The 23672-nt window shown below is 48.6% G+C and carries 31 protein-coding genes (1 of these 31 cut by a window edge); 23 read left to right on the top strand and 8 right to left on the bottom strand.

Features of this window, described 5'->3' with window-relative positions; all coding sequences use genetic code 11:
• Positions 1-178: 178 nt before the first annotated feature.
• The 3 genes from KD909_RS13435 to KD909_RS13425 all read left to right on the top strand — a co-directional run bounded on the left by KD909_RS13435 (position 179) and on the right by KD909_RS13425 (position 1949).
• Entirely contained in the window at positions 179-811 is a 633-nt protein-coding gene (locus KD909_RS13435) for a YitT family protein (protein WP_196430360.1), read from the top strand.
• 124 nt (positions 812-935) lie between these two features.
• Positions 936-1118, top strand: a complete 183-nt coding sequence (locus KD909_RS13430; protein ID WP_031424424.1) for a hypothetical protein — start codon at positions 936-938, stop codon at positions 1116-1118.
• Positions 1119-1226: 108 nt separating this feature from the next.
• Complete coding sequence (locus KD909_RS13425; protein WP_211781864.1) at positions 1227-1949, top strand: YwiC-like family protein; 723 nt, start codon at positions 1227-1229, stop codon at positions 1947-1949.
• On the opposite strand, the gene KD909_RS13420 is transcribed toward KD909_RS13425, so the two are convergent.
• From KD909_RS13420 to KD909_RS13410, 3 genes are all read right to left on the bottom strand, one after another.
• The gene (locus tag KD909_RS13420) at positions 1946-2893 is read right to left on the bottom strand and encodes a DUF4003 domain-containing protein (RefSeq protein WP_211781863.1); all 948 of its coding nucleotides are present in this window, start codon (positions 2891-2893) and stop codon (positions 1946-1948) included. The two genes, KD909_RS13425 and KD909_RS13420, sit on opposite strands and share 4 nt — an antisense overlap.
• A 91-nt stretch (positions 2894-2984) precedes the next feature.
• Positions 2985-3416, bottom strand: coding sequence for a type III secretion system chaperone family protein (locus KD909_RS13415; RefSeq protein ID WP_015880528.1), 432 nt, complete (start codon positions 3414-3416; stop codon positions 2985-2987).
• 67 nt (positions 3417-3483) lie between these two features.
• On the bottom strand, positions 3484-3750 hold the full coding sequence (locus KD909_RS13410) for a metal-sensitive transcriptional regulator (protein WP_147538751.1): 267 nt from the start codon (positions 3748-3750) through the stop codon (positions 3484-3486).
• Positions 3751-4028: 278 nt separating this feature from the next.
• On the opposite strand from KD909_RS13410, the gene KD909_RS13405 reads away from it, so the two are divergent.
• From KD909_RS13405 to KD909_RS13385, 5 genes are all read left to right on the top strand, one after another.
• Positions 4029-4334, top strand: a complete 306-nt coding sequence (locus tag KD909_RS13405) for a rhodanese-like domain-containing protein (protein ID WP_015880530.1) — start codon at positions 4029-4031, stop codon at positions 4332-4334.
• Positions 4331-6796, top strand: coding sequence for a CoA-disulfide reductase (locus KD909_RS13400; RefSeq protein ID WP_211781862.1), 2466 nt, complete (start codon positions 4331-4333; stop codon positions 6794-6796). Before KD909_RS13405 ends, KD909_RS13400 begins: the two co-directional genes overlap by 4 nt.
• 195 nt (positions 6797-6991) lie before the next feature.
• The gene (locus KD909_RS13395; RefSeq protein ID WP_211781861.1) at positions 6992-8437 is read left to right on the top strand and encodes an alanine/glycine:cation symporter family protein; all 1446 of its coding nucleotides are present in this window, start codon (positions 6992-6994) and stop codon (positions 8435-8437) included.
• A gap of 85 nt (positions 8438-8522) precedes the next feature.
• Positions 8523-8978 carry a hypothetical protein gene (locus tag KD909_RS13390; protein WP_211781860.1) on the top strand — a complete coding sequence of 152 codons (456 nt, stop codon included), beginning with the start codon at positions 8523-8525 and terminating at the stop codon, positions 8976-8978.
• Positions 8979-9030: 52 nt separating this feature from the next.
• A complete protein-coding gene (locus KD909_RS13385) occupies positions 9031-9477 on the top strand; it encodes a hypothetical protein (protein ID WP_211781859.1) in 447 nt (148 codons plus the stop codon).
• Positions 9478-9516: 39 nt separating this feature from the next.
• On the opposite strand, the gene KD909_RS13380 is transcribed toward KD909_RS13385, so the two are convergent.
• Positions 9517-10572, bottom strand: a complete 1056-nt coding sequence (locus KD909_RS13380; RefSeq protein WP_211781858.1) for a metal ABC transporter substrate-binding protein — start codon at positions 10570-10572, stop codon at positions 9517-9519.
• A 173-nt stretch (positions 10573-10745) separates the two neighbouring features.
• Between KD909_RS13380 and KD909_RS13375 the strand changes: the two genes are divergently transcribed.
• From KD909_RS13375 to KD909_RS13365, 3 genes are all read left to right on the top strand, one after another.
• The gene (locus tag KD909_RS13375) at positions 10746-11681 is read left to right on the top strand and encodes an alpha/beta hydrolase (RefSeq protein WP_074034886.1); all 936 of its coding nucleotides are present in this window, start codon (positions 10746-10748) and stop codon (positions 11679-11681) included.
• Between the two features lie 64 nt (positions 11682-11745).
• On the top strand, positions 11746-12345 hold the full coding sequence (locus KD909_RS13370; protein WP_211781857.1) for a histidine phosphatase family protein: 600 nt from the start codon (positions 11746-11748) through the stop codon (positions 12343-12345).
• Positions 12346-12355: 10 nt separating this feature from the next.
• The gene (locus KD909_RS13365) at positions 12356-12832 is read left to right on the top strand and encodes a DUF456 domain-containing protein (protein ID WP_031424439.1); all 477 of its coding nucleotides are present in this window, start codon (positions 12356-12358) and stop codon (positions 12830-12832) included.
• A 72-nt stretch (positions 12833-12904) separates the two neighbouring features.
• On the opposite strand, the gene KD909_RS13360 is transcribed toward KD909_RS13365, so the two are convergent.
• Complete coding sequence (locus KD909_RS13360) at positions 12905-13378, bottom strand: YwpF-like family protein (protein ID WP_015880539.1); 474 nt, start codon at positions 13376-13378, stop codon at positions 12905-12907.
• A gap of 113 nt (positions 13379-13491) precedes the next feature.
• Between KD909_RS13360 and KD909_RS13355 the strand changes: the two genes are divergently transcribed.
• Positions 13492-13794, top strand: coding sequence for a 7TM diverse intracellular signaling domain-containing protein (locus KD909_RS13355; protein ID WP_031424443.1), 303 nt, complete (start codon positions 13492-13494; stop codon positions 13792-13794).
• Positions 13795-13831: 37 nt separating this feature from the next.
• Here KD909_RS13355 and KD909_RS13350 read toward each other — a convergent pair whose 3' ends face one another.
• The gene (locus KD909_RS13350) at positions 13832-15277 is read right to left on the bottom strand and encodes a nicotinate phosphoribosyltransferase (protein ID WP_015880541.1); all 1446 of its coding nucleotides are present in this window, start codon (positions 15275-15277) and stop codon (positions 13832-13834) included.
• A gap of 22 nt (positions 15278-15299) precedes the next feature.
• Positions 15300-15833: a cysteine hydrolase family protein gene (locus KD909_RS13345; protein ID WP_015880542.1), complete on the bottom strand. Its 534-nt coding sequence runs from the start codon at positions 15831-15833 to the stop codon at positions 15300-15302.
• Positions 15834-15973: 140 nt separating this feature from the next.
• Between KD909_RS13345 and KD909_RS13340 the strand changes: the two genes are divergently transcribed.
• Genes KD909_RS13340 through KD909_RS13330 form a run of 3 tightly spaced genes read left to right on the top strand, consistent with a single transcriptional unit; the run spans position 15974 to position 17075 of the window.
• A complete protein-coding gene (locus KD909_RS13340; RefSeq protein ID WP_015880543.1) occupies positions 15974-16249 on the top strand; it encodes a 4a-hydroxytetrahydrobiopterin dehydratase in 276 nt (91 codons plus the stop codon).
• The gene (locus tag KD909_RS13335; RefSeq protein WP_249199040.1) at positions 16242-16724 is read left to right on the top strand and encodes a hypothetical protein; all 483 of its coding nucleotides are present in this window, start codon (positions 16242-16244) and stop codon (positions 16722-16724) included. The genes KD909_RS13340 and KD909_RS13335 overlap by 8 nt, the downstream gene beginning before the upstream one ends.
• A 33-nt stretch (positions 16725-16757) precedes the next feature.
• A complete protein-coding gene (locus KD909_RS13330) occupies positions 16758-17075 on the top strand; it encodes a hypothetical protein (RefSeq protein ID WP_015880545.1) in 318 nt (105 codons plus the stop codon).
• Positions 17076-17120: 45 nt separating this feature from the next.
• Here KD909_RS13330 and KD909_RS13325 read toward each other — a convergent pair whose 3' ends face one another.
• Positions 17121-17846, bottom strand: coding sequence for a rhomboid family intramembrane serine protease (locus KD909_RS13325; RefSeq protein ID WP_211781856.1), 726 nt, complete (start codon positions 17844-17846; stop codon positions 17121-17123).
• Positions 17847-17909: 63 nt separating this feature from the next.
• On the opposite strand from KD909_RS13325, the gene acpS reads away from it, so the two are divergent.
• The 8 genes from acpS to KD909_RS13285 all read left to right on the top strand — a co-directional run.
• Positions 17910-18278, top strand: coding sequence for a holo-ACP synthase (gene acpS / locus KD909_RS13320; protein WP_074034857.1), 369 nt, complete (start codon positions 17910-17912; stop codon positions 18276-18278).
• Complete coding sequence (gene alr / locus KD909_RS13315; protein ID WP_074034855.1) at positions 18265-19341, top strand: alanine racemase; 1077 nt, start codon at positions 18265-18267, stop codon at positions 19339-19341. Before acpS ends, alr begins: the two co-directional genes overlap by 14 nt.
• Before the next feature lie 129 nt (positions 19342-19470).
• The gene (locus KD909_RS13310) at positions 19471-19749 is read left to right on the top strand and encodes a hypothetical protein (protein WP_074034853.1); all 279 of its coding nucleotides are present in this window, start codon (positions 19471-19473) and stop codon (positions 19747-19749) included.
• Positions 19750-19754: 5 nt separating this feature from the next.
• A complete protein-coding gene (locus KD909_RS13305; protein ID WP_026824472.1) occupies positions 19755-20105 on the top strand; it encodes a type II toxin-antitoxin system PemK/MazF family toxin in 351 nt (116 codons plus the stop codon).
• 141 nt (positions 20106-20246) lie between these two features.
• A complete protein-coding gene (locus KD909_RS13300) occupies positions 20247-20573 on the top strand; it encodes an STAS domain-containing protein (protein ID WP_015880558.1) in 327 nt (108 codons plus the stop codon).
• Positions 20570-21049, top strand: coding sequence for an anti-sigma B factor RsbW (gene rsbW / locus KD909_RS13295; RefSeq protein ID WP_074034849.1), 480 nt, complete (start codon positions 20570-20572; stop codon positions 21047-21049). Before KD909_RS13300 ends, rsbW begins: the two co-directional genes overlap by 4 nt.
• Entirely contained in the window at positions 21015-21815 is an 801-nt protein-coding gene (gene sigB, locus KD909_RS13290; protein ID WP_015880560.1) for an RNA polymerase sigma factor SigB, read from the top strand. Before rsbW ends, sigB begins: the two co-directional genes overlap by 35 nt.
• A 69-nt stretch (positions 21816-21884) precedes the next feature.
• Positions 21885-23672, top strand: the 5' portion of a protein-coding gene (locus KD909_RS13285; RefSeq protein WP_159563384.1) for a Tex family protein. It continues 342 nt past the right edge of the window; only the first 1788 of its 2130 coding nucleotides appear in the window; its start codon is at positions 21885-21887; the stop codon falls past the right edge of the window.

The raw sequence follows: 23672 nt of genomic DNA, 5'->3' as shown, positions 1-23672 counted from the left end.
GAAGGTCTTTATGGATACCGAGAGGACATGGCCTCTGTTCCAACTTCCGGACTTCTAGCGTTGACTGATTACAACCACGTGTATCAATCAACAAACGGAAGATCGGAGATGGAACAGATGGAACCGCAGCTACGACTGAGGATCCTCCTCTCCGTCAAGAACGGGGAGGACAATCGGAATGAAACGAGTTGCTACCATAGTGCTCGGAACGCTGATCATGGCGTTCGGTTATTATTATTTGAATGAACAGTTTGGTTTGGCGGAAGGCGGGTTCGTCGGATTATCGCTACTCGGTCGTTATTTATTTGATATCGACCCGGCGATTTCGATGATCGTGCTCGACATCCCATTTTTTATCGTCGCTTTGTGGTGGAAAGGATGGCGTTTTGTCGGGCAAGCGGTACTAGCCGCTTCGTCCTTGTCGCTTAGTTATGCGATGTGGGACCGTCTCGACTTGCTCACGTTTGATATTCAAGTATGGCCGGCAACATTGTTTGCGGCCATCGCGAGTGGGATTGTAACCGGATATGGTCTCGGTCTTGTCTTGAAGTCAGGCGGGGCTACCGGAGGCGATGACTTATTCGCTCTTGGCTTATCGAAATGGACAGGTGTGTCGGTCGGTACGATTTTGATTATCTTTGATGTGATCGTCCTTGGGATTTCACTCATCTATTTACCATTATCGAACGCATTGTATACGCTCGTCGCGGTATCGATTGCCGGAAGGGTCGTCACAAAGATGCTCGTCGTCGACGAACCGAAAGCGACACCCGTCGCACCAAATTGGACACCAAAAAACGATCTCGCATGAGATCGTTTTTTTTATGAAGAGTGAGAGCGAGTTAGGTTGGCTTGAATCTTGATGGAAAAGAATTACTGTTAACAAATCGAGAGTGGCACAATAAACTATAGATTGAATTTCTGGTGGTGAGAAGATGAACCGTAACATCGTAAACTTGAGTATCCTCGCATTACTTATGGCAGTGATGGTAATGAATAACCTTGAAGGACTGCACACGCTCAAAACGATCGTGAACAGTCTGGCAATGCTGACGCTATCTGTCATTGGAATCATGTTCATAACGAACTATGCGAAAAATAAGAAACAAGCTATGTGATGAAATGGGTGGCTGGCGCTACCTATTTTCTTTTTCGCTTTTTGTGGTAAATCTCACAGCGCATGCTCTCACCATCCATTACACTAGTGGAGGAAGGAGTGATGGTTGATGAAATGGATGATTCCAACACAGCATGGGGCGTGGTCGATGCTCATTTTACCGTTCGTTCTTGGAGGGACAGTCGGGGGATGGGTGTGGACACATGTGCCTTTTGCTATTGCATGGTTGTTTGTCTATATGGGGACATTCTTCTTATTCCAATACATCAAGCAACGAAAGAAATCGCGTGAGCTTTTACGCACCGTGATCATCTATCTGATGATTGCTACACTATCCATCATCCCAGTCTTATGGATGCAATGGGGTCTCATCTGGTTCGCTGTTGCAATGATTCCATTCGGTCTCGCAAACGCCTATTTTGCCAAAATCAAAGATGAGCGAAACGTATGGAATGACGTCAGTGCCGTCACTTCATTCTGTATTGGAGGAATGGCGAGTTATTACCACGGAGCACACGTCGTGGATGAAACAATTGCATGGGTATTCGTTTTGCCATATCTCTATTTCCTCGGAAGTATCTTTTTCGTCAAGACGATGATTCGGGAAAAGAAGAGCATCGCGTATCGTAACCTTTCGTGGGGGTATCATATGCTGTTAATCGTCGTGTTCATTGCGCTCGGTTATCCGCTGCTCGCTTTAGCATATGCCCCGAGTTTGATTCGTGCTATTTGGTTCTACGGCAAAAAAATCCCAATCATGAAGATTGGGATTGTCGAAATCGCAAACTCTGTATTTGTACTGGTGTGTCTCACGATGAATCTCTTAATTTAATTTGTGGTTGATGAGGTACTAGCGATAACGGCGGCAGTTGTGGCAGCGGTCGCCGCTTGTTGCATCGCCAATAAGTGGGCAAACGTACCGTGGAGCAATAAGTCGCTAGCCTCGTTTGTTATGCGTTCGGCCGCTACAAGTTGAAGTGCGATGAGCACGCTATGTGTGTTGAACCAACGCTGCTTGTCTTTTTCGGCCCCTACGATTTCCTGAATAGCATGAATCGCGCTCGTATTCGGTTCCGTGACAATGCTAAGTAGTGCGAGTGCGGGTAAGTGTTCGCGACGAATCGAGATGTGCACTTCATCTAATTGAGATTTCCATGTCAGAAGTCGAGAGACTGCTTCTTCGGGTGAGGAATCGCTGAACGTCAAAAGGTGCGAGACGAGTTGCAGTTCGTTCGATTTCGGTAGCCGATCTTTCAATAAGGTATAATGCTGCTCGATCCGTTCGTTTAAATCGATGACGTCGTCAAACGCTTGCACGAGCACGAGCGCCGATAATAAGTCTTCCTCGCTTGTCAACCAAGGGTGATGTCGTTTGAACGTTTGATATAGTTCGGTCGCCTCATCGAGCCGACGGTCGGGTTCCTCGACATTGATCAGTTGATTCGCTAAAAAGGGACGTAGTGAACTGAAGCGGAAGTGTTTCCGGTCGAGTAACGTATCGAGACGGAGCGCCTCGTCGATTGCGGTTCCGATGTCCTCATACTTGGCGTCGAGAAACGAGAGCCAGACGAGGTTTTGACTGCCTCGAAACTTCGAGAACATCTTCGTTTTTTGTTTTAATACATCGCGTGCGTTCGAAAATCGAGATGCCTCGAACGGGGTGTCGTGAATTGCGTAATGAACGGCCATCAAGCGTCGGAAATCATCTGTCAGTTCCCACTTTGTTGCCGTCTTGATGGCCTCTAGTGCTTCTACATATCGTTCATATCGTGTCATGTCGAATCGCCTCCTTGTCCAATCATACGAGCGGGGGCGATCAGATGTTTCAAAAAAAGCCGTCTCGGAAACATTTCCGGACGGCTTTTGATTATTGTACTTGTGTGTACAGTTTTTGCATGTACTCGTTCACTTCATCGGCCGCTTGGAACATCATGAATGAATGTTGCAAGATGATCTCTGGTGAGAAACCGAGGTCGAGGTCGAGTGTGGAGGCGAGTGTGACATCGCGATCGCTGTCGAGTACACAACGGAAGTATTTGAACTCCTGGTTGAACTCGTTCAAGGCGTTAAGAATCGGTAAATCTTCTACGTAATCTGGGACGTGCGTGACGGTAGCAGCATACAACTCAGCATCTGTCGTCTTTTTGTTAAAAGCGATAATCATAACGGGCTGAGCCCCGGATTTTGTTGTTTCACGCGTCAAGAACGTGACGTGCGTTTCAGTGTCGCTCTCTTTGAACGTCATGTTGCGTTCAGCGGCGAGCGCTCTAAATGATTCTACTTTTTCTTCGAAGTTCACAAGGAAATCCCCCTTAGTAAGTCGTTACTCTAACTTTCCCCCATTTGGACAGGGAAAGCAAGGGGAACTAGCGTTTCATCAACATTTTAATGGCTTCTTCCACCGTTTCGGACGTATCTTCGCCATCTGCTTGAGCGGTGATGATACATTGTTCCAAGTTCTTAGCCACAATGATCGTCGAAACGCGATCGAGCGCGGAACGTGCGGCACTTAATTGCGTCACGACATCGCGACATTCTTTTCCTTCCTCCATCATCCGGATGATGGCACGAATTTGTCCTTCCACTCGTTTCATGCGATTCAATACTTTTGCATCGTATACATACGGTTCCATATCATTCACCTCTATAGGAAGAATTGTTCAGTTACCCAACTATTTATTGTGTAGGCTCATCTTAATACATGGGGGAGTATGTGTCGAGCATCAACTATCCAAATGGATGATGTTGAAAAATTCGACATTTCATCAAACTTATTTCTTGCATTCTAATACCTAAGGGGGTATATTAATGACATGGAAGTGAAATGTTCAATAAATCACAAACTTTATTGATCGCCAGCTACCAAGCCGAATGGTATAGATTGAATCGAAAATAGAGAGGTAGATTAATGATGAAAGCATCTGCTTTAAAACGTCAAATGGACTTTGAAGTGCCTGTAAACATTGTCGACGTTCGTGAACGCGACGAGTTTCAAGAAGCGCATATTGAAGGTGCGAAAAACTATCCATTATCCGAAATGACAGAGTGGATCGACACACTCGATCCAGCTGAAGAATATGTCGTTCTTTGCCGCTCTGGTGCCCGCAGCACGCAAGCGACTTGGCAAATGGAGGCGAAAGGCTATAAAGTGGTCAATATAGAAGATGGCTTGATGAGTTGGCCAGGAGAAGTCGTCAGAGGAGGAAATGGACAATGAGTAAAAAAATCGTAATCGTCGGTGGGGTGGCAGGTGGTGCATCTGCAGCTGCACGACTCCGTCGTTTGAATGAAGAGAATCACATCGTCATGTTCGACCGTGGAGAGTACATCTCGTTCGCGAACTGTGGTCTTCCATATTATATCGGGGACGTTATCCAAGACCGTCAAAAACTCCTCGTTCAAACCGTTGAAGGGATGAACAAGCGTTTCCAACTCGATATCCGCAATTTGACGGAAGTCGTCAAAATCAACCGTGACGAGAAAACGGTGACGGTGAAACACGTCCAAACAGGCGAAACGTATGACGAGTCATACGACGTCCTCATCTTGTCACCGGGAGCAAAACCGATTCGTCCAAACATCCCTGGAATCGACGAGGCAGAAGATATCTTCACACTTCGCAACATTCCGGATACAGATAAAATCCGTGGCTACGTCGATGACAAGGCACCAAAGCATGCGACTGTAATCGGTGGAGGTTTCATCGGGATCGAGATGGCAGAAAACTTACGTGAGCGTGGGATTGATGTGACGCTCGTCGAGATGGCAGACCAAGTCATGACACCACTCGACCGTGAGATGGTGGCGCCGATCCATGAACACTTACGTCTTCACGGCGTCGAGCTTCAATTGTCTGATGGTGTTTCTTCATTCTCTGAAAAAGGGAAGAAGGTGCATTTGACGAGCGGTCGTGTCATCGATACGGATATGGTCATCATGTCGATCGGGGTTACACCAGAGTCCACGATTGCGCGTGAAGCAGGCCTTGAAACAGGTACGCGCGGGGCAATCCGAGTAAACGAAAAAATGATGACATCTGATCCATCGATTTACGCGATTGGGGATGCGGTCGAAGTACTCGATTACGTCTTCCAAGAGCCAACTGTCGTGCCACTCGCATGGCCAGCGAACCGTCAAGGCCGTCTCGTCGCCGATATCATTAACGGCCGTGACGTGAAATACGATGGAACGATGGGAACGGGAATCGCCAAAGTGTTTGATATGACGGTCGCATCGACAGGATGGAATGAAAAACGGTTGAAGGCGGCTGGCAAGACGTATGAGGCTGTTCACGTACATCCAGGTTCGCATGCCGGCTATTATCCAGGATCGACGCCGGTGTCACTCAAACTCTTGTTCCACCCGACAACGGGTGAGATCTACGGTGCGCAAGGCGTTGGGATCAATGGAGTCGACAAACGCATCGACGTCATTGCGACGGCGATGAAGGGCGGTTTGACAGTCCTCGATCTACCCGACCTTGAGCTCAGTTACGCACCACCGTTCAGCTCGGCGAAAGATCCGGTCAATATGATCGGGTATGTCGCGTCGAACGTCGTCCTCGGTGACAATGAAGTCGTGCATTGGGATGAAATCGATGAGCTCGTGGAAAATGGAGCGACGTTATTAGACGTTCGCGATGAATCCGAGCATGAACTCGGAAAGATTCCAGGGTCGATCAATGTACCACTCAACTCATTACGAGAAAACTTGGACAACTACGACCGGGATGAAACGATTTACGTGACCTGCCAAGTCGGTCTTCGTGGCTATCTCGCATCACGCATCTTACGTCAAAACGGCTTCAAGGTGAAAAACTTGAGCGGTGGCTACAAGACGTGGTCGCAAATCAATCGTGATTTCGAGGCGCTTGAAGAAGCGAACACATCAAATGAAACAGCGGCTACCGTTGTAGAAGAGGAGCCAACACAAATGACAAATGCACCAATCGGGGAAGCGGTCGTATTAGACACATGTGGTCTACAATGCCCGGGACCTATTTTAGAAGTGAATAAGAAAGTCGCAGAACTCGGAGAAGGCGAAACGCTCCGCGTGCTCGCGAGTGACCCAGGATTCTTCGCAGACATCGAAGCATGGGCGAAGAAGACAGGAAACAAACTCGTCTCGAAACAATTCGTGAACGGACGCGTTGAAGCCATCCTTCAAAAAGGACAAGGTCCGGCTGCTCCACAAGCGGGCGCACCAGCAGGAGACGGTGCATCAATGGTCGTCTTCAGCGGAGACCTCGACCGTGCACTCGCATCCCTCATCATTGCGCAAGGTGCTGCCGCGATGGGGAAAGACGTGACGATGTTCTTCACATTCTGGGGACTCAACGTCATCCGCAAACCGGATGCGCCGGAAGTGAAAAAGCAAGGTCTTGAGAAAATGTTCGGCATGATGATGCCAGGACATGCCGGCGAACTTCCACTTTCGAACATGAACTTTGGTGGTGTCGGTCAAAAAATGATGAAGAAAGTCATGAGCGACAAGAATGTTCCTTCTGTCGAAGAAATGATCAAGTCGGCGCAAGAGGCAGGCGTAAAAATGGTAGCTTGCACGATGTCAATGGACGTCATGGGTATCAAAGAAGAAGAGTTGATTGATGGGGTCGACCTTGGTGGTGTGGCTGCGTATCTCGGCGCAGCAGAAGGCGGTAACCTAAACCTCTTTATCTAAAACGAAATAGAAAACGAGTCGGATTGCGATGCGCTCTCCGGCTCGTTTTTTTTTTGCTTTTAGAAAGAGTCGAGATGATATTGAAAAAACGAATTAATATTGCAATTTTCGTATAATTTACCTATAATTCTAGTCATGTTAAAAAAGTTGACATGACTTTTTCTGTTGAGATTTTTAGAATGATGGAGGATTAGTATGGAGAAATTGGTAGAGAAACTCGTTTCGCAAGCAAACGATTTGTTGTGGTCGCAAGTGCTCATCGTTGTACTTGTCGCTTTAGGTCTTTATTTTACGGTTCGTATGGGCTTCGTTCAGTTCCGCATGATTCCTGAAATGTTCCGCCTCTTGTTCAAAGAGGGCACAGCACGTGAAAAAGGCCAAGTGTCTTCGTTCCAGGCGTTCGCAATCGGGACGGCAGCACGTGTCGGGACGGGTAACATTGCCGGTGTGGCGACAGCGATTGCGCTAGGTGGCCCCGGAGCAGTTTTCTGGATGTGGCTCATCGCGTTGATTGGAGCAGCATCTGCATTCGTCGAAAGTACATTGGCACAAGTGTACAAGATTCGTGATGGACGCACATGGCGTGGGGGACCTGCCTACTACATGGAGCGTGCGCTCGGTCAACGCTGGCTCGGTGTCTTGTTCGCGATTTTGATCACGTTCTCATTCGGATTTGCGTTTAACTCGGTACAGTCGAACACGATTTCACTCTCTGTGAGTAACCAGTTCGGGATCAGCACAACAGTCGTCGGGATTGTCCTTGCGATTGTGACAGCAATTGTCGTCTTCGGTGGGGTCCAATCGATCGCACTCTTGTCGAGTATCATCGTACCGGTCATGGCAGGTGGCTATATCTTACTCGCGATTTGGATTATGGTGACGAACGTCTCCCTTCTACCAGACGTCTTCAGCCTCATCTTCTCAGAAGGAGTCCTCGGAATTGAGCAACTCTTCGGAGGGGCGATTGGCGCCATGGTACTTCAAGGGATTCGTCGAGGTCTCTTCTCGAACGAAGCGGGTATGGGTTCTGCACCGAACGCCGCTGCGACAGCAGAAGTATCGCACCCTGTCAAACAAGGATTGATTCAATCGTTTAGCGTATTCGTAGATACATTGCTCGTTTGTACATCGACAGCGATGATCATCTTGATTTCAGGCGTAGCCGGTTCAGAGTCGTTCGCGGGTGTCGAATTGACGCAAGCCGCGTTGACAGCAGAAATCGGTTCGGTCGCGACATCGTTCTTGACGATTGCAATCTTCTTGTTCGCATTCAGTTCGATTCTTGGAAACTACTACTACGGTGAGACGAACATCCAGTTCATCTCGGATAAGAAAATCTACGTCACGCTCTATCGCATCGGTGTCGTCGGAATGGTCTTGTTTGGTGCGGTCCGCTCTGCCGGCCTCGTCTGGTCGATTGCTGACGTGTTCATGGGTCTCATGGCACTCGTGAACTTGTATGCCATCTTCCGCTTGGCGAAAGTGGCTCGAGCCGTTCTCGATGACTACTTGGCACAGCGTCGCAAAGGAGAGGACCCGGTCTTCTATGTCGACTCGGTTGAGAACCTCCCTGGTCGTGAATACATCGAAGCTTGGGAAAGCGAAACAGAAGAACAACAAACAGGAACAAGTCGTTCTTGATGAATGGAACCGTCTACGAATTCAAGTAGGCGGTTTTTTTACATATATAAGACGGGTAATGTCATAAAAAAGGGGGCGTTCATGTATGGAGACGACGCATTATGTACGTGTTTCCCCAGAAGTTTGGGTGTCATTTAATCAGGATCCGGAGATGATTTTAGACTGGTTGATTCATATGCATGAGCAATATCGGGACCGGGACGATACGCTGACGCTTCCGAATGTGGAGCCGTTTCAACGCGTACTTAGTCAAATCGAGGTATATATCGACGGGGCCGACACGTATAACATGGAAATGGCGCTCGTCGGCGAAGAGTTGATTGTCAATGAGGCGCAGGCGGTCGTGGTCGGTATCTTGACCCCGCAGTTACTTCATATCGTCAAAGATACGTTGCATGCATTCGGGCGAGATGATGTGAAAGACATGGCATTCGTTGCAAAAGACGAATTCGAGACGATTTGGGAAGATTGGACCCGCTTGCAAAAGTTTTGTGAGATCGCTTCGTCCCAGGAAGAACTCGTCTTGATTTATTATGAATGAAAGTGAACTCCCATGGTATATTGTTAATAAATGGTATAAAGGGGATTTGCTCATGGATGTGTTCGGCACACTCATCTGGCTCGGGATACTCATCAATCCGTTTCTTGCGTATCAAACGAAAATCAAGCCGCTTTATCGCATCACACTCATCTCATTCATCGTATTCTTCGTGACGTGGGGATATGCTGTGACGGGAGGGGTGGCACCGGTGCCATTCGATACAGTTTGGAACGTCCTTCTCATCGCATATATTGGTCTTTTAGTGTTGAATAGTTATTTGGTCAGCAAACGATTCGTTCCACAGATGACATGGGTTCGTTTTGTTGCAATCGCACTGATTGGTGTTGGTGTCAGTCAAGCGTGGTTAGGACTGAGTACAGGAGAGTGGACACGATCATTCTTCATGGACGGGGACTTCTGGATGATGAGCGTCATCGTATCGCTACTGCTCCTGCTTCTCGTCACGATGAAGATGTTAGACCGACGAATAGAAGTATAAAAAAATCCCGAAGCGAGTTGACTCGTTTCGGGATTTTGATTATTTCAACGCTGTCTCAAGTGCCTTGACGTTTTCACGCATCAAGTCGAAGTAGCTCTTGTCCATCTGTTCTTTCGTGACCGATTCCAAGTTGTAGATCGTCACGCTCTCTGCGCCGATCTCTTGTTTCACGACTTCGGCCACTTTTGGTGTGACCGTGTCTTCGAATGCGATATAGTTCAAGTCGTGGAGACGGGCTTCCTCGATGATCCGTTTGAGAGCTTGTTGTGACGGCTCTTCAGACGGTGTAAGTCCGGCAATCGGCAACTGATCGAAACCATAGCGTTCAGCCAAATAACCATATGCGGCATGCGTTACGAGTAACTCGGATTTCGAACCGTTCTCGACCGCTGCCTTCAATTCCGCATCGAGGGCATTCGCTTCGTCTTTGAAGGTGCTTAATCGTTCTGCGAACTCATCCTTATAGTCGGGTGCTTCCTCACTGAATGCGGCTTCGACCGCTTCTGCCATCGATACAGCATTCATCGGATCGAGCCAAACGTGAGGGTCATACTTTCCGTGGTCATGCTCATCTTCCGAGTGTGATGCTTCTTCGTTAGCATGCTCGTCTTCAGAATGTGCGTTTTCTTCGTGCGCATGTTCATCTTCGGAATGCCCTTCTTCTTCATGAGCGTGGTCGTCTTCAGCATGTCCTTCTTCTTCGTGAACGTGAACCGTATCGGATGCATCGAGTAGCGTCACGTCCTCTGCCGTTTTGACGAAAGCGACGTTCTGCCCTTCCAAGCTCTTCTCCATAGACTCGACGTAAGGTTCAAGGTCATGGCCGACTGTCAAAAAGAGGTCGGCTTCTGCGATTTGTGTCATTTGCTTTGAAGTCGGCTCATACGTATGCGGGTCAGCCCCCGGAGGAATGACCATCTCCACGTTGACGCGGTCCCCACCGATTTCTTCGGCCATTGATTTTAATGCAAACGTTGAAGCGAAGACGGTCAGTTGACCATCCGTTGATTCAGATGCGTTGTCTCCTTCGGTATTTCCACACGCACCGAGTAAAAGCGTACCGGCTGCGACTGCGCCTAACCAAGTTTTCTTCATCTTCCATCTTCCACCTTTCAAGTTATCTGAATATTAAATCGTAACTGTTACGTTTTATGACTGCGAGTAATATTATAGTGTGACCTTCGGAGCACGTCAAGTCCGACTTCTGATGGATAGATTTTTGAAAAAAGCGGGAATATGATTAAAAAAAGGAACGAGGAGTGGATTGTATGAGAAAGGAGACTGCCTGGTTTGTCGGGGGTGCGGCGATTGCTGCGGCGACGGCAGCCGGGGCTAGCGTGTGGAGTCAATATGGGTCCCTTGTCAGATGGCAAGAACCCGAGTTGCCGATTCAACCGACAACACGCCGGCGCCACACGTACACGTATAAAATTGTTCACGATCGTCCGCTCCAATTTGATTTGTATCTCCCTCCTGGAGAAGGGCCGTTCCCCGTAGCGGTATATGCACATGGGGGAGCGTTCGTCAGAGGGAATCGGAGTATGGTGACACTGTTCCATCCGTTGCTTGACCACTTTTTGGGGAAAGGGATCGCTGTCGTCAGCATCGATTATCGCTTATTTGAAGATGGGGTGTACTTCCCCGACAATATTTTTGATGTCTCAGATGCCCTGTGCTATTTGAAACAACATGAATCGTTATTGACGCTAGATACGAGTCAATTGCTCGTTTGGGGGGACTCAGCAGGCGCCGCGCTCATGCTTGCGACTGCGCTCGACCGTCATCGACAATTTGCAGGCGATTTGGGAGACGACCTCCCGACCATCAAAGGGGTCATCGCCTTGTATCCACCGACGAACTTTTTATTGTTCAAATTCATCCAGACGTGGCTCGCTCACTTAAAGTTTTATGAAGGAAGCCGTGAGGAATGGCGTGAGTTGATGGTAAAATGCTCCCCGGTCTCCCACCTATATGCCGATGCCCCGCCGATTTTACTGCTACACGGGAAGAAAGATCCGATTGTCCCGTTCGGCCAAGCGCTTCACTTTGTCGAACATGCGAGTGACGTCGGCGCGAACGTTCAACTCATCTCATTTCCAAATGGCACCCACTCGCTGGCGAGCTTTCTTCAATCGGATAATCCAATCAAAGAAGAGCAACTCATGGCCCGAATCAATCGTTTTATTGAAGAATGCCTCGGATGACGTTGCGATTTTTAGGGAAGATGGTACGATGGGGGGATGATTGAAAGAGTAAGGAGTGGAAGTAGTGACAGAGTTATGTTTAGTCAGACACGGTCAGACCGATTGGAATCGTTTAGAAATTATTCAAGGGCGTGAAGATAACCCGTTGAATGCACTCGGACGTCAACAGGCAGAGGAGAGTGCAGCTTTTTTGAGTCAGGAGAAGTGGGACGTCATCGTCTCGAGTCCTTTGTCGCGTGCAGTCCACACCGCACAAGCCATCGCGACAGCCTGTGGCATCGAACATAAAGCGATTCTGCTAGATGAGCGTTTCATTGAACGTGAATTCGGAGCGGCATCCGGGCAGCCCGTGAAAGGGATTTACGAGGCGGTCCAAGCGGATGACCAGAATCAGATTCCCGGTCTCGAAACGGAAGACGAGATGCGTACCCGGGTCTTAGAAGGGATGAATCATTTGGTGGATACGTATTCTGGCAAACGCATCATTGTCGTCTGCCATTCTCATGCAATTAAAGCGGCGCTTTCTGCCATCGATGGGGCATATACGTTCCGTCACGCCATGCGAAACGCCTGCTCGAACTATATCATCCATCAACAAGGTCAGTTTGAAGTGAAGGCGGTCAACGTGGCTGACCATATCACCGATTCGACCATTATGAAATGAGGAGAATGTCATGACGACCTTACTATGGGTATTCATTATCGCATCATTTGTGGTAGCTTTTGCAGGACTCATCTATCCAGTCATCCCGAGTGTCTTGTTCTTGTTCATCGGGTACATGATTTATGGATTCGGTTTTTCGTTTGAACCATTGACCTGGACATTCTGGGTATGGCAATCGGTCTTCCTCGTCTTCTTATTCGGCGTCGACTATGTCGTCACCCGGGCTACAGTGGATAAGCGGGGCGGCTCGGAGCGAGCGAAATGGGGTGCGACAATCGGTTTGATTGCGGGACCGTTTATTTTCCCGCTCGTCGGGGTTTTGATTTTCCCGTTCATCTTCGCTTTCTTGGCGGAGTTGACACTTGGGAAGACGACACGTGAAGCGTGGAGCATCGGCGTCGGAACCGTTCTCGCCTTTCTCGGTAGCACGCTCTTAAAAGTGATCGGGATGACGATGATGATCATCTTGTTCTTTATCTACGTGTGAGGCGGAGAGGTTTCTCCGTCTTTTTAGTTTGAAAGGTGAATGGTTTTGGGGAAAGAAAAACAGGTCATCCGATTATTCGAATGACCCGGTTTTGACCAATTGATTGAAAGCGGATCGACTGAACGATTGTTGCATCTCTACTTTTTTCTCGAAGAAGGCGGGCTTTAAATTCGAAGTGGCGACGCCATCTTGAATCAAAGAATCGAGTACTTGCTTCGTCGCATCCTGTTTCGGAATCAACATGAGTCCTTCGGCGACGAACGTATGATGGTCACTCAATGCGCGTTCGCTCGTGAACGTCAGTGCGAGCGCAGCCGGGGCGTTCGTTGGCGACGTAATCACGGCTTCAGCGAGGATGAGGATGCGTTTGTTTAAGTAATGATGGAGCGTGACAGCCGACTCAGTCGGCACGAGCATTTCGAGGAGCCACTCTGAATCGTGCTCTTTCGAGATGATTAACCCATCGAGCAAATCGATTGGTAAATTCAGTTCATTGCCGTACTCGTCTTGGACGAGACGGACTTGGACGAGGCGAAACGTTTTCATAGGATTGTTCCTTTCCGCGTTTTCTTTAGACCATCTTAACACAGTCTGAGGAATAGAATGTGTTAAGATAACGGGGAAGAAACAGAAAAATAGAGAGTGAGGGAGGCATCAAGATGAGTTGGGTTGTTGGCGTAATCGGATATGTGACGATTCTCGCAATCGTCTACTATGGTGTCCTTTTCTTCAAAGTGAAACGGGAGCGGAGTCGGGCCGGCTATCGGATCTTTCTCTTGCTTGCCGGATTGTTTTTAGTCAGTGGGAGCGATTATATCATTGCGTTGTTCCAAGGAGACACCGAAGCGACGTTTTGGCAACGGACCGTCTATTTTGTCTTGATATTGCTCTCTTTGTCGATGGCGCTTTACTTTCGGAGAAAAGAAGATCAAAGCCAAGCAGGCGAGATGACGATGGTATAAGCAAACGGTTGTGGGTATGCACCCACAACCGTTTTTTTTATTTTGGTACTCGCGTTTTGCGAATCATATCGAGTTTTAAATCCCACAGTGGCTTGCTGAACGTCACCGAATACACTTCTGGTAAACGGAGACGCTTATACTCTTCCCACAGTCCGTTCATCTGCTCGTGATGATATGCACGAATCTCACTTGTGCTCGGCAGGTCGTATACCCGCTTCCCATCAAGGAAGATCGGTTGCAACAAGCGTTTCACGTTGAAGTTGCGTGTCTTGATCTTGAAGGCCGGGTCACGGACGTCGATCAAGTCAATCTCGGTGTACGATTCGACCGGTTCATCGGCGAGGGCGATATAGTCGCCTTTGAACTTTTTCGTTTCGTTGTCGATGATGCGATACAACTCTTTCTTGTGAGGTGTCGTCGTCTTCACTTTGGAAGAAGACACTTTGATGACCGGTTTTAATTCTCCAGATTCATCCTCACGCGCGACGAGTTTATAGACCATCCCGAGTGCCGGCTGCTCGTAAGCTGTGATGCCGCGTGTTCCGACGAGGAACGTATCGGCCTCTGCGCCTTGCATCCGTAAGTCTTGAATGACGTACTCATCCAAATCCCCAGAGACAACGATTTTGACGTAGTCGAGCCCTGCTTCATTCAACGCCTTCCGGGCACGCTTCGACAGATAGGCGAGGTCTCCAGAGTCGAGTCGTACTGACTTGAGACGATGACCTTTCGCCTCGAGTTCTTTTGCGACCGTAATCGCGTTCGGAAGACCAGACTTGAGTGTGTCATACGTATCGATGAGAAGACTCGTGTTGTCCGGATACATCTCAGCGAACGAACGGAATGCGCTCAATTCATCATCGTGGAACTGAATATCAGCATGCTCCATCGTTCCTCCTGTCGGGACGTCAAAGTCACGACCGGCTGACACGAGACTTGTCACGTCGAAACCAGCGATGTAAGCCGCACGTGTCCCGTAGTACGCCGCATCGACACCTTGCGCGCGACGAGCTCCTCCTTCAAGGAGTGTCTCGTTCGGAGCAGCCTGACGAATACGTGCATACTTCGTGGCAATGAGTGATTCGTGGTTCGCGATATTGAGGAGCGCCGTTTGGAACAGTTTCGCTTCAAAGATGGTCGATTCAATCCGAACGACTTGTTCATGAGGGAAGATGACTTCTCCTTCGCGGACACTATATAGTGAACCAGTGAACTTAAAGTTCCGTAAGACGTCTTCGAATTCATCTTCGAATCCGAGTTGCTCTTTCAAATAGGCGATGTCCGCCTCTGTAAAGGAGACGTTCTCTAAATAGTGAACGATATTCTCGAGTCCGGCAAAGACGACATAACCGCCACTAAATGGATTCGAGCGATAGTAAAGGTCAAAGACGACCTTTTCATGATGGCGACCTTGCTTCCAGTAAATATACATCCAACGTGGAAGATAAAGGTCTGTGTGAAGGGCTAAATTACGATGTAACATATGGTTTCCTTTCTGTTTTACGTCACTTTCCGACGACGGTCGCACCGAGTGTCGTGACGAAATGTTCGAGCGCCCATTCATGACCGACCGGGTTGAAGCTTTGGACGGCATCGGCATGGACGACGATTTGATAACCGAGGTTGTAGGCATCTACGGCTGTATGGAGTACACAAATATCCGTGCAGACACCGACGAGATGAACTTCTGTGATTCCACGTTCCCGAAGACGCAGGTCAAGGTCAGTTCCGGCGAAGGCACTATAACGTGTCTTATCAATCCAGTGATCTGCCTGTTTCGCCGCTTCCTTCACAGTACCGTACAATTCACGGCCCTCTGTCCCGCGGATATTGTGCGGTGGGAACAACGTCGTTTCAGGGTGGAACGTGTCACCTGCATCGTGGACGTCGTTCGCAATGACGACATAGTCCTCCGTTGCGAATGTCCCGATCAACTCGACGATCCGTTCTTCAATCTCTTGCCCGGGTTTCCCACAAGTCAAACGACCACTGTCTGCGATAAAATCAAATGTATAATCAATAACAATCAATGCGCGCATGGGAGATGCTCCTCTCTCGTAATCAAAATGATGGCTATCCACCTCATTCTAATTCATTATACATCATGCGCGGAAGATTATTTTTCTCCGGTTTGGGTAGATTAAGACAGTAGACTGTATAGGGAAAGGGGATTGTGACGATGGTATTATCACAAAGTGAATTGACAGATGAACTGTCACGGTTGAACGGTTGGGAAGAAGTGAACGGGGAGATTCAAAAGACGTATCGGCTAGAAACGTTTCCGGAGGCCATCCAGTTCGTGCATCTTGTAGCAGATTTGGCTGAATCGCTCGATCATCATCCGAACATCTTGATTGAATATCGGAACGTGACATTGACCGTCTCGACACATGACGAAGGTGGCATCACAGAGAAAGACATCACACTCGCGAAAGGGTGTGAGGAACTTGTCTAAGCTCTATATGACTTTTGCGTCAGGCAGCGTGGCGGAGCGTCTTCGAAAGGAATCGGGCGTCATCGCGGCGAATGGACACGAAACGATTCTGCTCGCGGAAGGCGAGAAATCTCCGTTCAAGAGCGGCAAAGTGTTTGAGATTGAAGAGGCATCGGGCGAATTTGTGAAAAAAGGAAACATCTTATACGCGAACGTTCCAGCAGATGAGAATGCCCGCTCCCTGTTATTTCACCACTTGTTGACGGAAAAGGCGCCACTCGGTGTCAGTCATGATGGGTTTTCGGCGTACCGACTCGGTGTCGACCCGGATGACAATCATGCCGTCGTCTTCATTCAGTTCACGTCTGGTGGGAAACACTTTCGTGACACGGCGGACTATGCAATCCTTGAAGACCGCTTGAAGCGAGCGGTCGAACAGCGCGGTGCAGGTCCCGTCATAAAACACTATGTCGTCAGTGAGTCAGATAATCTATAATAAAAGATAACGTCATGTTAGGGGAGGATTTTTATGAACAAGAATTATTTCTGGTTGGGGATGGCTGCGGGTGCGGTAATCGGCGCAGCAGCATCACTTCTCCATAGCGAAACGCGCGATCAACAAGTGAGACAACTGAAAGGCATCAAGTCGAAGTTGAAATCATCGAACACGTCGACTGAGGCACATGCGGTCGGTCTACAAGCGTCATCAAAAGGCAACTTGAAAGACCGTGTCATGGAATGGAAATCGCTTTACGAAGAAAACCAAGATACGATTCAAAACCTCGTCGAAGACGTGAAAGACTTAGTGGATGCGCTTCAAGAGGCTCGTCATAAAAATCAAATCTAATTAAACGACCAAGCGAATCCGCTTGGCCGTTTTTTGTTTCCTTACTTATAAGAACTGTGCCAATAATCCAAAGACGGCCAGTCCGATAATGATGTAGAAAAACCACTTTCCATCCCCGGAATGAATGACAGGGGGCGTGTACGAACGTTGCTTATACTTCCCGTAGCGCATCGGGCGCGTATACGGGACGGTGAAACGTGAGAGTGGGATGGCAAGTAAGAATCCGGCCAAGAACCCGTACACATGTCCCCAAAGGGAAACGTTCGAACCAATCAATGTGAAAACGGCACTGATGGCGACGAAGATGTAGACCAAGCGGGCATCTTGGCTGTACATCAACGTGCGACGGAAACGACCGATGAATACGTAGAATCCGAGAATGGCCAAGATGGCGCCTGACGCCCCGGCCTGTAGATAAAACAAGTTGCTGACAGTGAAGTACGTGAGCAGGTTGGCGAGCGCTCCAGCGAATACATAAAACAAGGCAAATTTCACGTGTCCGACCATTCGTTCCATCGCTGGTCCGAAGATGATCAGTGTGAACGAGTTGAACAGCAAGTGACCGAGACTCAAATGAATGAAGTTGGCCGTGACCAAGCGGTACCATTGTCCGTCCGCGAGTGCCAAATGGAACGACCCTCCCGTCGCCACGATTCGTAAACCAGGTGCGAAAGAATCGATGACAAACACAAGGAGTTGGATTACAATGAACAGCGTTACGAGTGGATATGCCCGTACAAACGTTTGAACATTTTCCGTACGACTAAACATAACATCACCTCTTTCCTCAATTGTATAAGGAAACGGGGAGAAAAGGAAAGGAGCGAGTGTCCCGTGATTGTAGGAATTGGAGTCGATATCGTCGAGCTTGATCGGATGGCTCGCTCGATGAAACAACCACGTTTTTTAAAACGGCTGCTCACCGATGCGGAATATGAATTGTCTCAACAGTATCCGCTCCCGCGTCAAATCGAGTTTGTCTCGGGTCGCTTTGCTGCAAAAGAAGCTTACGCCAAGGCAATCGGGACTGGCATCGCACACGGGTTATCGTGGCGTCATATTGAAATTTTACCGGATGAGACGGGTCGACCTGTCATGACCGCACCGTTTACGGGGAAGATTCATGTCAGCATCAGCCATAGTCAAACATACGCCATCGCACAAGTCATCTTAGAAGAGGAGGGACACCATGTTTCGTCCTAGTCGAATCGAGATTGATCGGGCGTCCATCGCCCATAATATAAAAGAATTAACGAAACGAATTCCGCAGGACCTCATGGCAGTTGTCAAAGCGAACGCCTACGGACACGGGGCCGTCGAAGTGGCGAAAATTGCCCTTGAGAACGGAGCGACGATGCTCGGGGTCGCGTTACTCGAGGAAGCGCTCGAACTCCGCGATGCGGGAATCAAAGCACCGATTCTCGTCATGGAAGCGCAATTCCCTGAATATGCCGGAGTAGCGGCAGCACAGGAAATCACGTTGTCTGTTTTTTCTGCTGAATGGTTACAAGAGGCTGCTCCTTATATAGAAGAAAAGCCGTTAACGGTTCATATTAAAGTCGATACCGGAATGGGGCGTCTCGGGTTGCGCACCCGTGAACAGTTAGATGCCTTACTTGAAGAAGCGACTGATTCGTTTGTGGTGGAAGGGATCTATACCCACTTCGCAACGGCGGATGAACTCGACAGCGATCTGTATTATACACAGCAAGAGCGGTTCGAGCGTTTGATGGATGGGCTCCACGAGCGGTTCCGCTATATCCATACGTCGAACTCGGCCGGTGCAATCCGAATGGCCGGACAAGATGTTCCTTATAATCTGGTTCGTGTCGGCATCGCGCTCTATGGGTTATATCCGTCACGTGAGATGGAGACGTTCTATTCGTTCCTGCGCCCGGCCTTCACGCTAAAAAGTCAGCTCATGCAGGTGAAGCGGCTAGAGGCAGGTCAGACCATCAGTTACGGTGCGACGTATACAACGTCAGCCGATGAATGGATTGGTACCGTTCCAGTCGGATATGCGGACGGGTGGTTACGAAAGGCGAGCGGGTTTGAAGTGGAGGTCAATGGGATTCGTTGTCCGATCGTGGGACGCGTCTGTATGGACCGTTTCATGATCCGGCTTCCAAAAGAGTTTCCGGTCGGGACGGACGTGACCCTTGTCGGTGGAAACGTCGCCATTGATGAACTCGCCTCATATCTTGGGACGATCAACTATGAGATCGTTTGCCAATTCACGAGCCGATTGCCACGTCTTTATGTGTGAATCATAAATCGTGTGAAATTATCTGAATTCTTTCTCGATTTCTCTATATTTTCCCATTCCCGCGTGTTATATTGATAAAGAACGCGGGAGAATTTCCGCCAGTCCATGAAACGATTCTGGAGGTGTAAGATGTTGAAGCAGCGAACTGCGGGTGCGCTAGCGTCCGTCCCAGATCGGTTCTCGCAACAAGGGGGTCCGATTTCGATGAAAGACCGTGAAACACTGTCCTTGAACGATGTAGTGACATACTTGTCTAAAGAAATTGCTGATCGACAACAAACACTGCGTGAAGAATTGGCGAAAGGCTATCAAGAGATGGCCGCGTTTAACTTGAATATGGCAGAAGAGATGCTAATGATTGAAACCGAAGCCGAACACGCTCTCTTACGTCAAGTAAGTGGGGTGTGAGCAGCGTGATCGTAAAGCGTGGTGACGTGTTTTATGCGAATCTGTCGCCCGTAGTCGGCTCAGAGCAAGGTGGCGTTCGACCCGTTCTGATCGTACAGAACGACATCGGCAATCGCTTTAGCCCGACCGTCATTGTCGCTGCGATTACAGCTCAGATTCAAAAAGCAAAACTGCCGACTCATGTGGAAGTATATCAAGAGAAGCACGGACTCGAACGAGACTCTGTGATTTTGCTTGAACAGATTCGAACGATTGATAAGCGTCGTCTGACGGATAAAGTCACTCATCTCGATGATGAGACGATGCATAAAGTGGACAGAGCGCTAGAGATCAGTATGGGATTGATCCCTCTCTAGCCTTACATAGATAAGACTGGTACATAGGTATCGGTCTTTTTTTAAACTTTTTTTAAAAAAGTGGTTTAAGATTTTGTCAGAGGGGAATTTAAGTTAATCGTACTCAATTTTTCTGTACGGACATTTAGGAGGGAATAGACGATGGATTTAGCGATTCGCGAGCAAGTCATTGGAGAACAATTACACCTTTACGTATCCGGAGAAGTGGATACATATACTGCACCAAAATTGAAAGAAGTATTGCATCCGGCCATCAGTGAACAAGATGTGGTCGTTCATTTAGACGAAGTGGAGTATATGGATTCGACAGGTCTTGGCGTGTTCGTCGGGGCATTGAAAATTGCCACGCGTAACGAAAAAGAGTTGTCACTTGTCGGAGTCACAGACCGAGTCAATCGTCTGTTCGAATTGACGGGTCTTCACAAACTTCTTTCTATTAATTCGAACGTAAGAGGTGGCACGCAATGAATAATGTTGAACAGACGGTCATGACGTTCCCGGCCAAACCCGAATATGTCGGTGTGGTTCGATTAGTCGTTTCAGGAATCGCTAACCGTATGGGATATACGTACGACGAGATCGAGGATATTAAAATCGCGGTCTCGGAAGCATGTGGCAACGCTGTCCAACATGCTTATGACGATCATCAAGATGGAGAGGTCAAACTCGCTTGCGGCGTCTATGCAGATCGTCTTGAAATCACGATTGAGGATTCCGGCAAGACGTTCGCAGATGATGTGAAGCGTCAAGCCGCTCCGGTCGAAGAAACGACCGAAATTGAATCGCTCCATGAAGGAGGACTTGGTCTCTTCTTGATCGAAGCATTAATGGACGATGTCTCGATCAATAAAGACAGCGGTGTCAAAGTGACGATGACAAAACTCCTCAATAGGGACGAGGTGGATCAGAGTGCCAGCAAAATCTCAACAACGCCATCACAGTGATGACGAGGTACTAGAGTGGATTGAACGCTATCAACAAGACGATCAAAACGAAGAAGTGCAAATGCTCCTCATCAACCGCTATTCTGACCTCGTTGAAGCACTCGCGCGTAAATTCTCGCGTGGCCGTGCGATTCACGACGATCTTGTGCAAGTTGGGATGATTGGGTTACTGGCGGCACTTCGTCGATTTGACCCGGAATTTGGTCGTAGCTTCGAGTCGTTTGCTGTCCCGACCATCATCGGGGAAATCAAACGATTTATTCGTGACAAGACGTGGAGTGTCCACGTACCGCGTCGAATCAAAGAACTCGGACCAAAGATTAAAAAGACGGTCGAAGAGTTGACGACCGAATTACAACGTTCGCCACGAATCGATGAGATTGCCGACCACCTTGGCGTGTCCGATGAAGAAATTCTCGAAACGCTCGAGATGGGCAAAAGTTATCAAGCCTTGTCGGTCGATAGTTCGATCGAAGCGGATAACGAAGGTAGTACGGTCACATTACTCGACTTGGTCGGTAGCCAAGAGCGCGGGTACGAATCAGTCGACCAGCGTCTCATTCTAGAGAAAGCGTTCAATGTCTTAAACGAGCGTGAACGCGCCATCTTGGAATGCGCTTACTATAAGAATATGAGTCAAAAAGAAACAGGAGAACTTCTTGGAATCTCGCAGATGCATGTCTCCCGTTTGCAACGGCGAGCACTCGAAAAGCTGCGTGAAGCCATCAAGGTTCCACTCAATGAAGTATTCTCAAGCGATGACTAATCGAGTCATCGCTTTTTTGTTTGAATGTTTGCTACACTTTGAAAGAGATCAAAAAAGGAAGTGATTCAAGTGATTACGAAAGTGGCTAACGCGTTAAACTTGAAAGTGAACCAAGTCGAGACGGTTCAGCAGCTCGCATCTGAAGGGGCGACGATTCCGTTCATGGCCCGGTATCGGAAGGAAATGACGGGAAATTTGGACGAAGTTGAAATCAAAGGAATCTTGGATGCTCTTCAATATGAAGAGAGTCTACAAAAACGCAAGGCGGATGTCATTGCTAAATTAGAAGAGTTGGAAAAATCCACGCCTGAATTATCTAGAGCGTTAGAGGCGGCGACTACGCTTCAACAAGTAGAAGACATTTATTTGCCGTATCGTCCAAAACGACGTACGAAAGCAGAACAGGGACGCGAGAAAGGACTGCAGCCGCTTGCGGATTGGTTCCGGGACAAATCACCCTATTCTTCAGACAAGGTAAAAGAACTCGCTCAAGACGTCGAGGTAGAGGAAGCGTTGCCGCTCGTCCATGCCATCATCGGTGAAGAATGGGGAGAGGAAGCGAAACTGCGCCAGATGCTTCGTGACCGCGTACGCAAAGAAGGACTTTTGCGCTCGAAGAAGAAAAAACAAGCGGAAGACGAAAAAGAGATTTTTGCGCAGTATTATGAATATGAAGAGAAGATTGCTGGCATTGTCCCACACCGTGTACTCGCCTTGAACCGTGGGGAACGTACGGACGTGCTCCAGGTGAAAGTAGTGTTCGACGAGACGCGTTTCATGGATCAAGCCCTCCGTACATATGAACGACTTCCGAAAGAAAAACGTGAGGTTGTCGAGACGGCTGTGACGGAGGCGTACAAGAAGTCGGTCTTCCCGGCTATCGAACGGGAGATTCGTGGGGAGTTGACGGAAAAAGCAGAAGAGCAGGCGATCGATGTCTTCTCGAAAAACTTGAAACAACTCTATATGCAGCCGCCCCTTCGCGAGGTCGTCGTCTTAGGGATCGACCCGGCTTATCGAACTGGTTGTAAATGGGCAGTCGTCAATGAAATCGGAAAAGTCGAAGAGGTCGGTGTCTTCTATCCGACGGCACCGAAACATGATATCGCCGGCGCTGAAAAAGTACTTACGAGACTCGCGAAGAAATATCCAATCTCGGTTATCGTCGTCGGAAACGGAACCGCCTCACGGGAGACGGAACAATTCGTCGCCGACTGGTTGAAGAAAGCGGAACGTGATATTGCTTACGCGATTGTGAACGAAGCGGGGGCAAGTGTCTACTCGGCATCGGAAGTCGCACGAAGTGAATTCCCGGATTTGAAAGTTGAGGAACGGTCAGCCGTTTCGATTGCACGTCGAATTCAAGACGCGATGGCGGAACTTGTCAAAGTCGACCCGCAATCAGTCGGTGTCGGACAATATCAGCATGACGTCAGCCAGAATAAACTGAAAGCCTCCTTAGAGTTCGTCGTCGAGAGCGTGGTCAACATGGTCGGAATTGATGTGAACCGTGCTTCCGAGTCTTTATTAACGTACGTCTCAGGACTCAATAAAACGACGGCGAAAAATATTGTGGCATATCGTGAAGAGAATGGACGCTTTGAAACGAGAAAGGAAATTAAGAAAGTACCTCGTCTTGGAGCGAAGGCGTTTGAGCAGGCGGCTGGATTCTTACGGATCATGAACGGGAAGGACGTTCTCGACCAGACAGAGATTCACCCGGAAAGCTATCCGCTCGCGTTATCCATTTTAAAAGAGATCGGATCTTCAAAATCAGAGGTCGGTACGGCTGCGCTTCGAGAACGATTGCAACAAGTCGACGCTAAAGCCTTGAGTGAAGAACTAGAGGCGGGGCTT

Origin of the sequence: Exiguobacterium sp. PFWT01, from assembly GCF_018255795.1 — a bacterium.
In the GTDB taxonomy this organism is placed as follows: Bacteria; Bacillota; Bacilli; order Exiguobacteriales; family Exiguobacteriaceae; genus Exiguobacterium.
The sequence above is the reverse complement of the archived record's forward strand: the minus strand, read 5'-3'. Positions and strand labels throughout refer to the sequence as shown.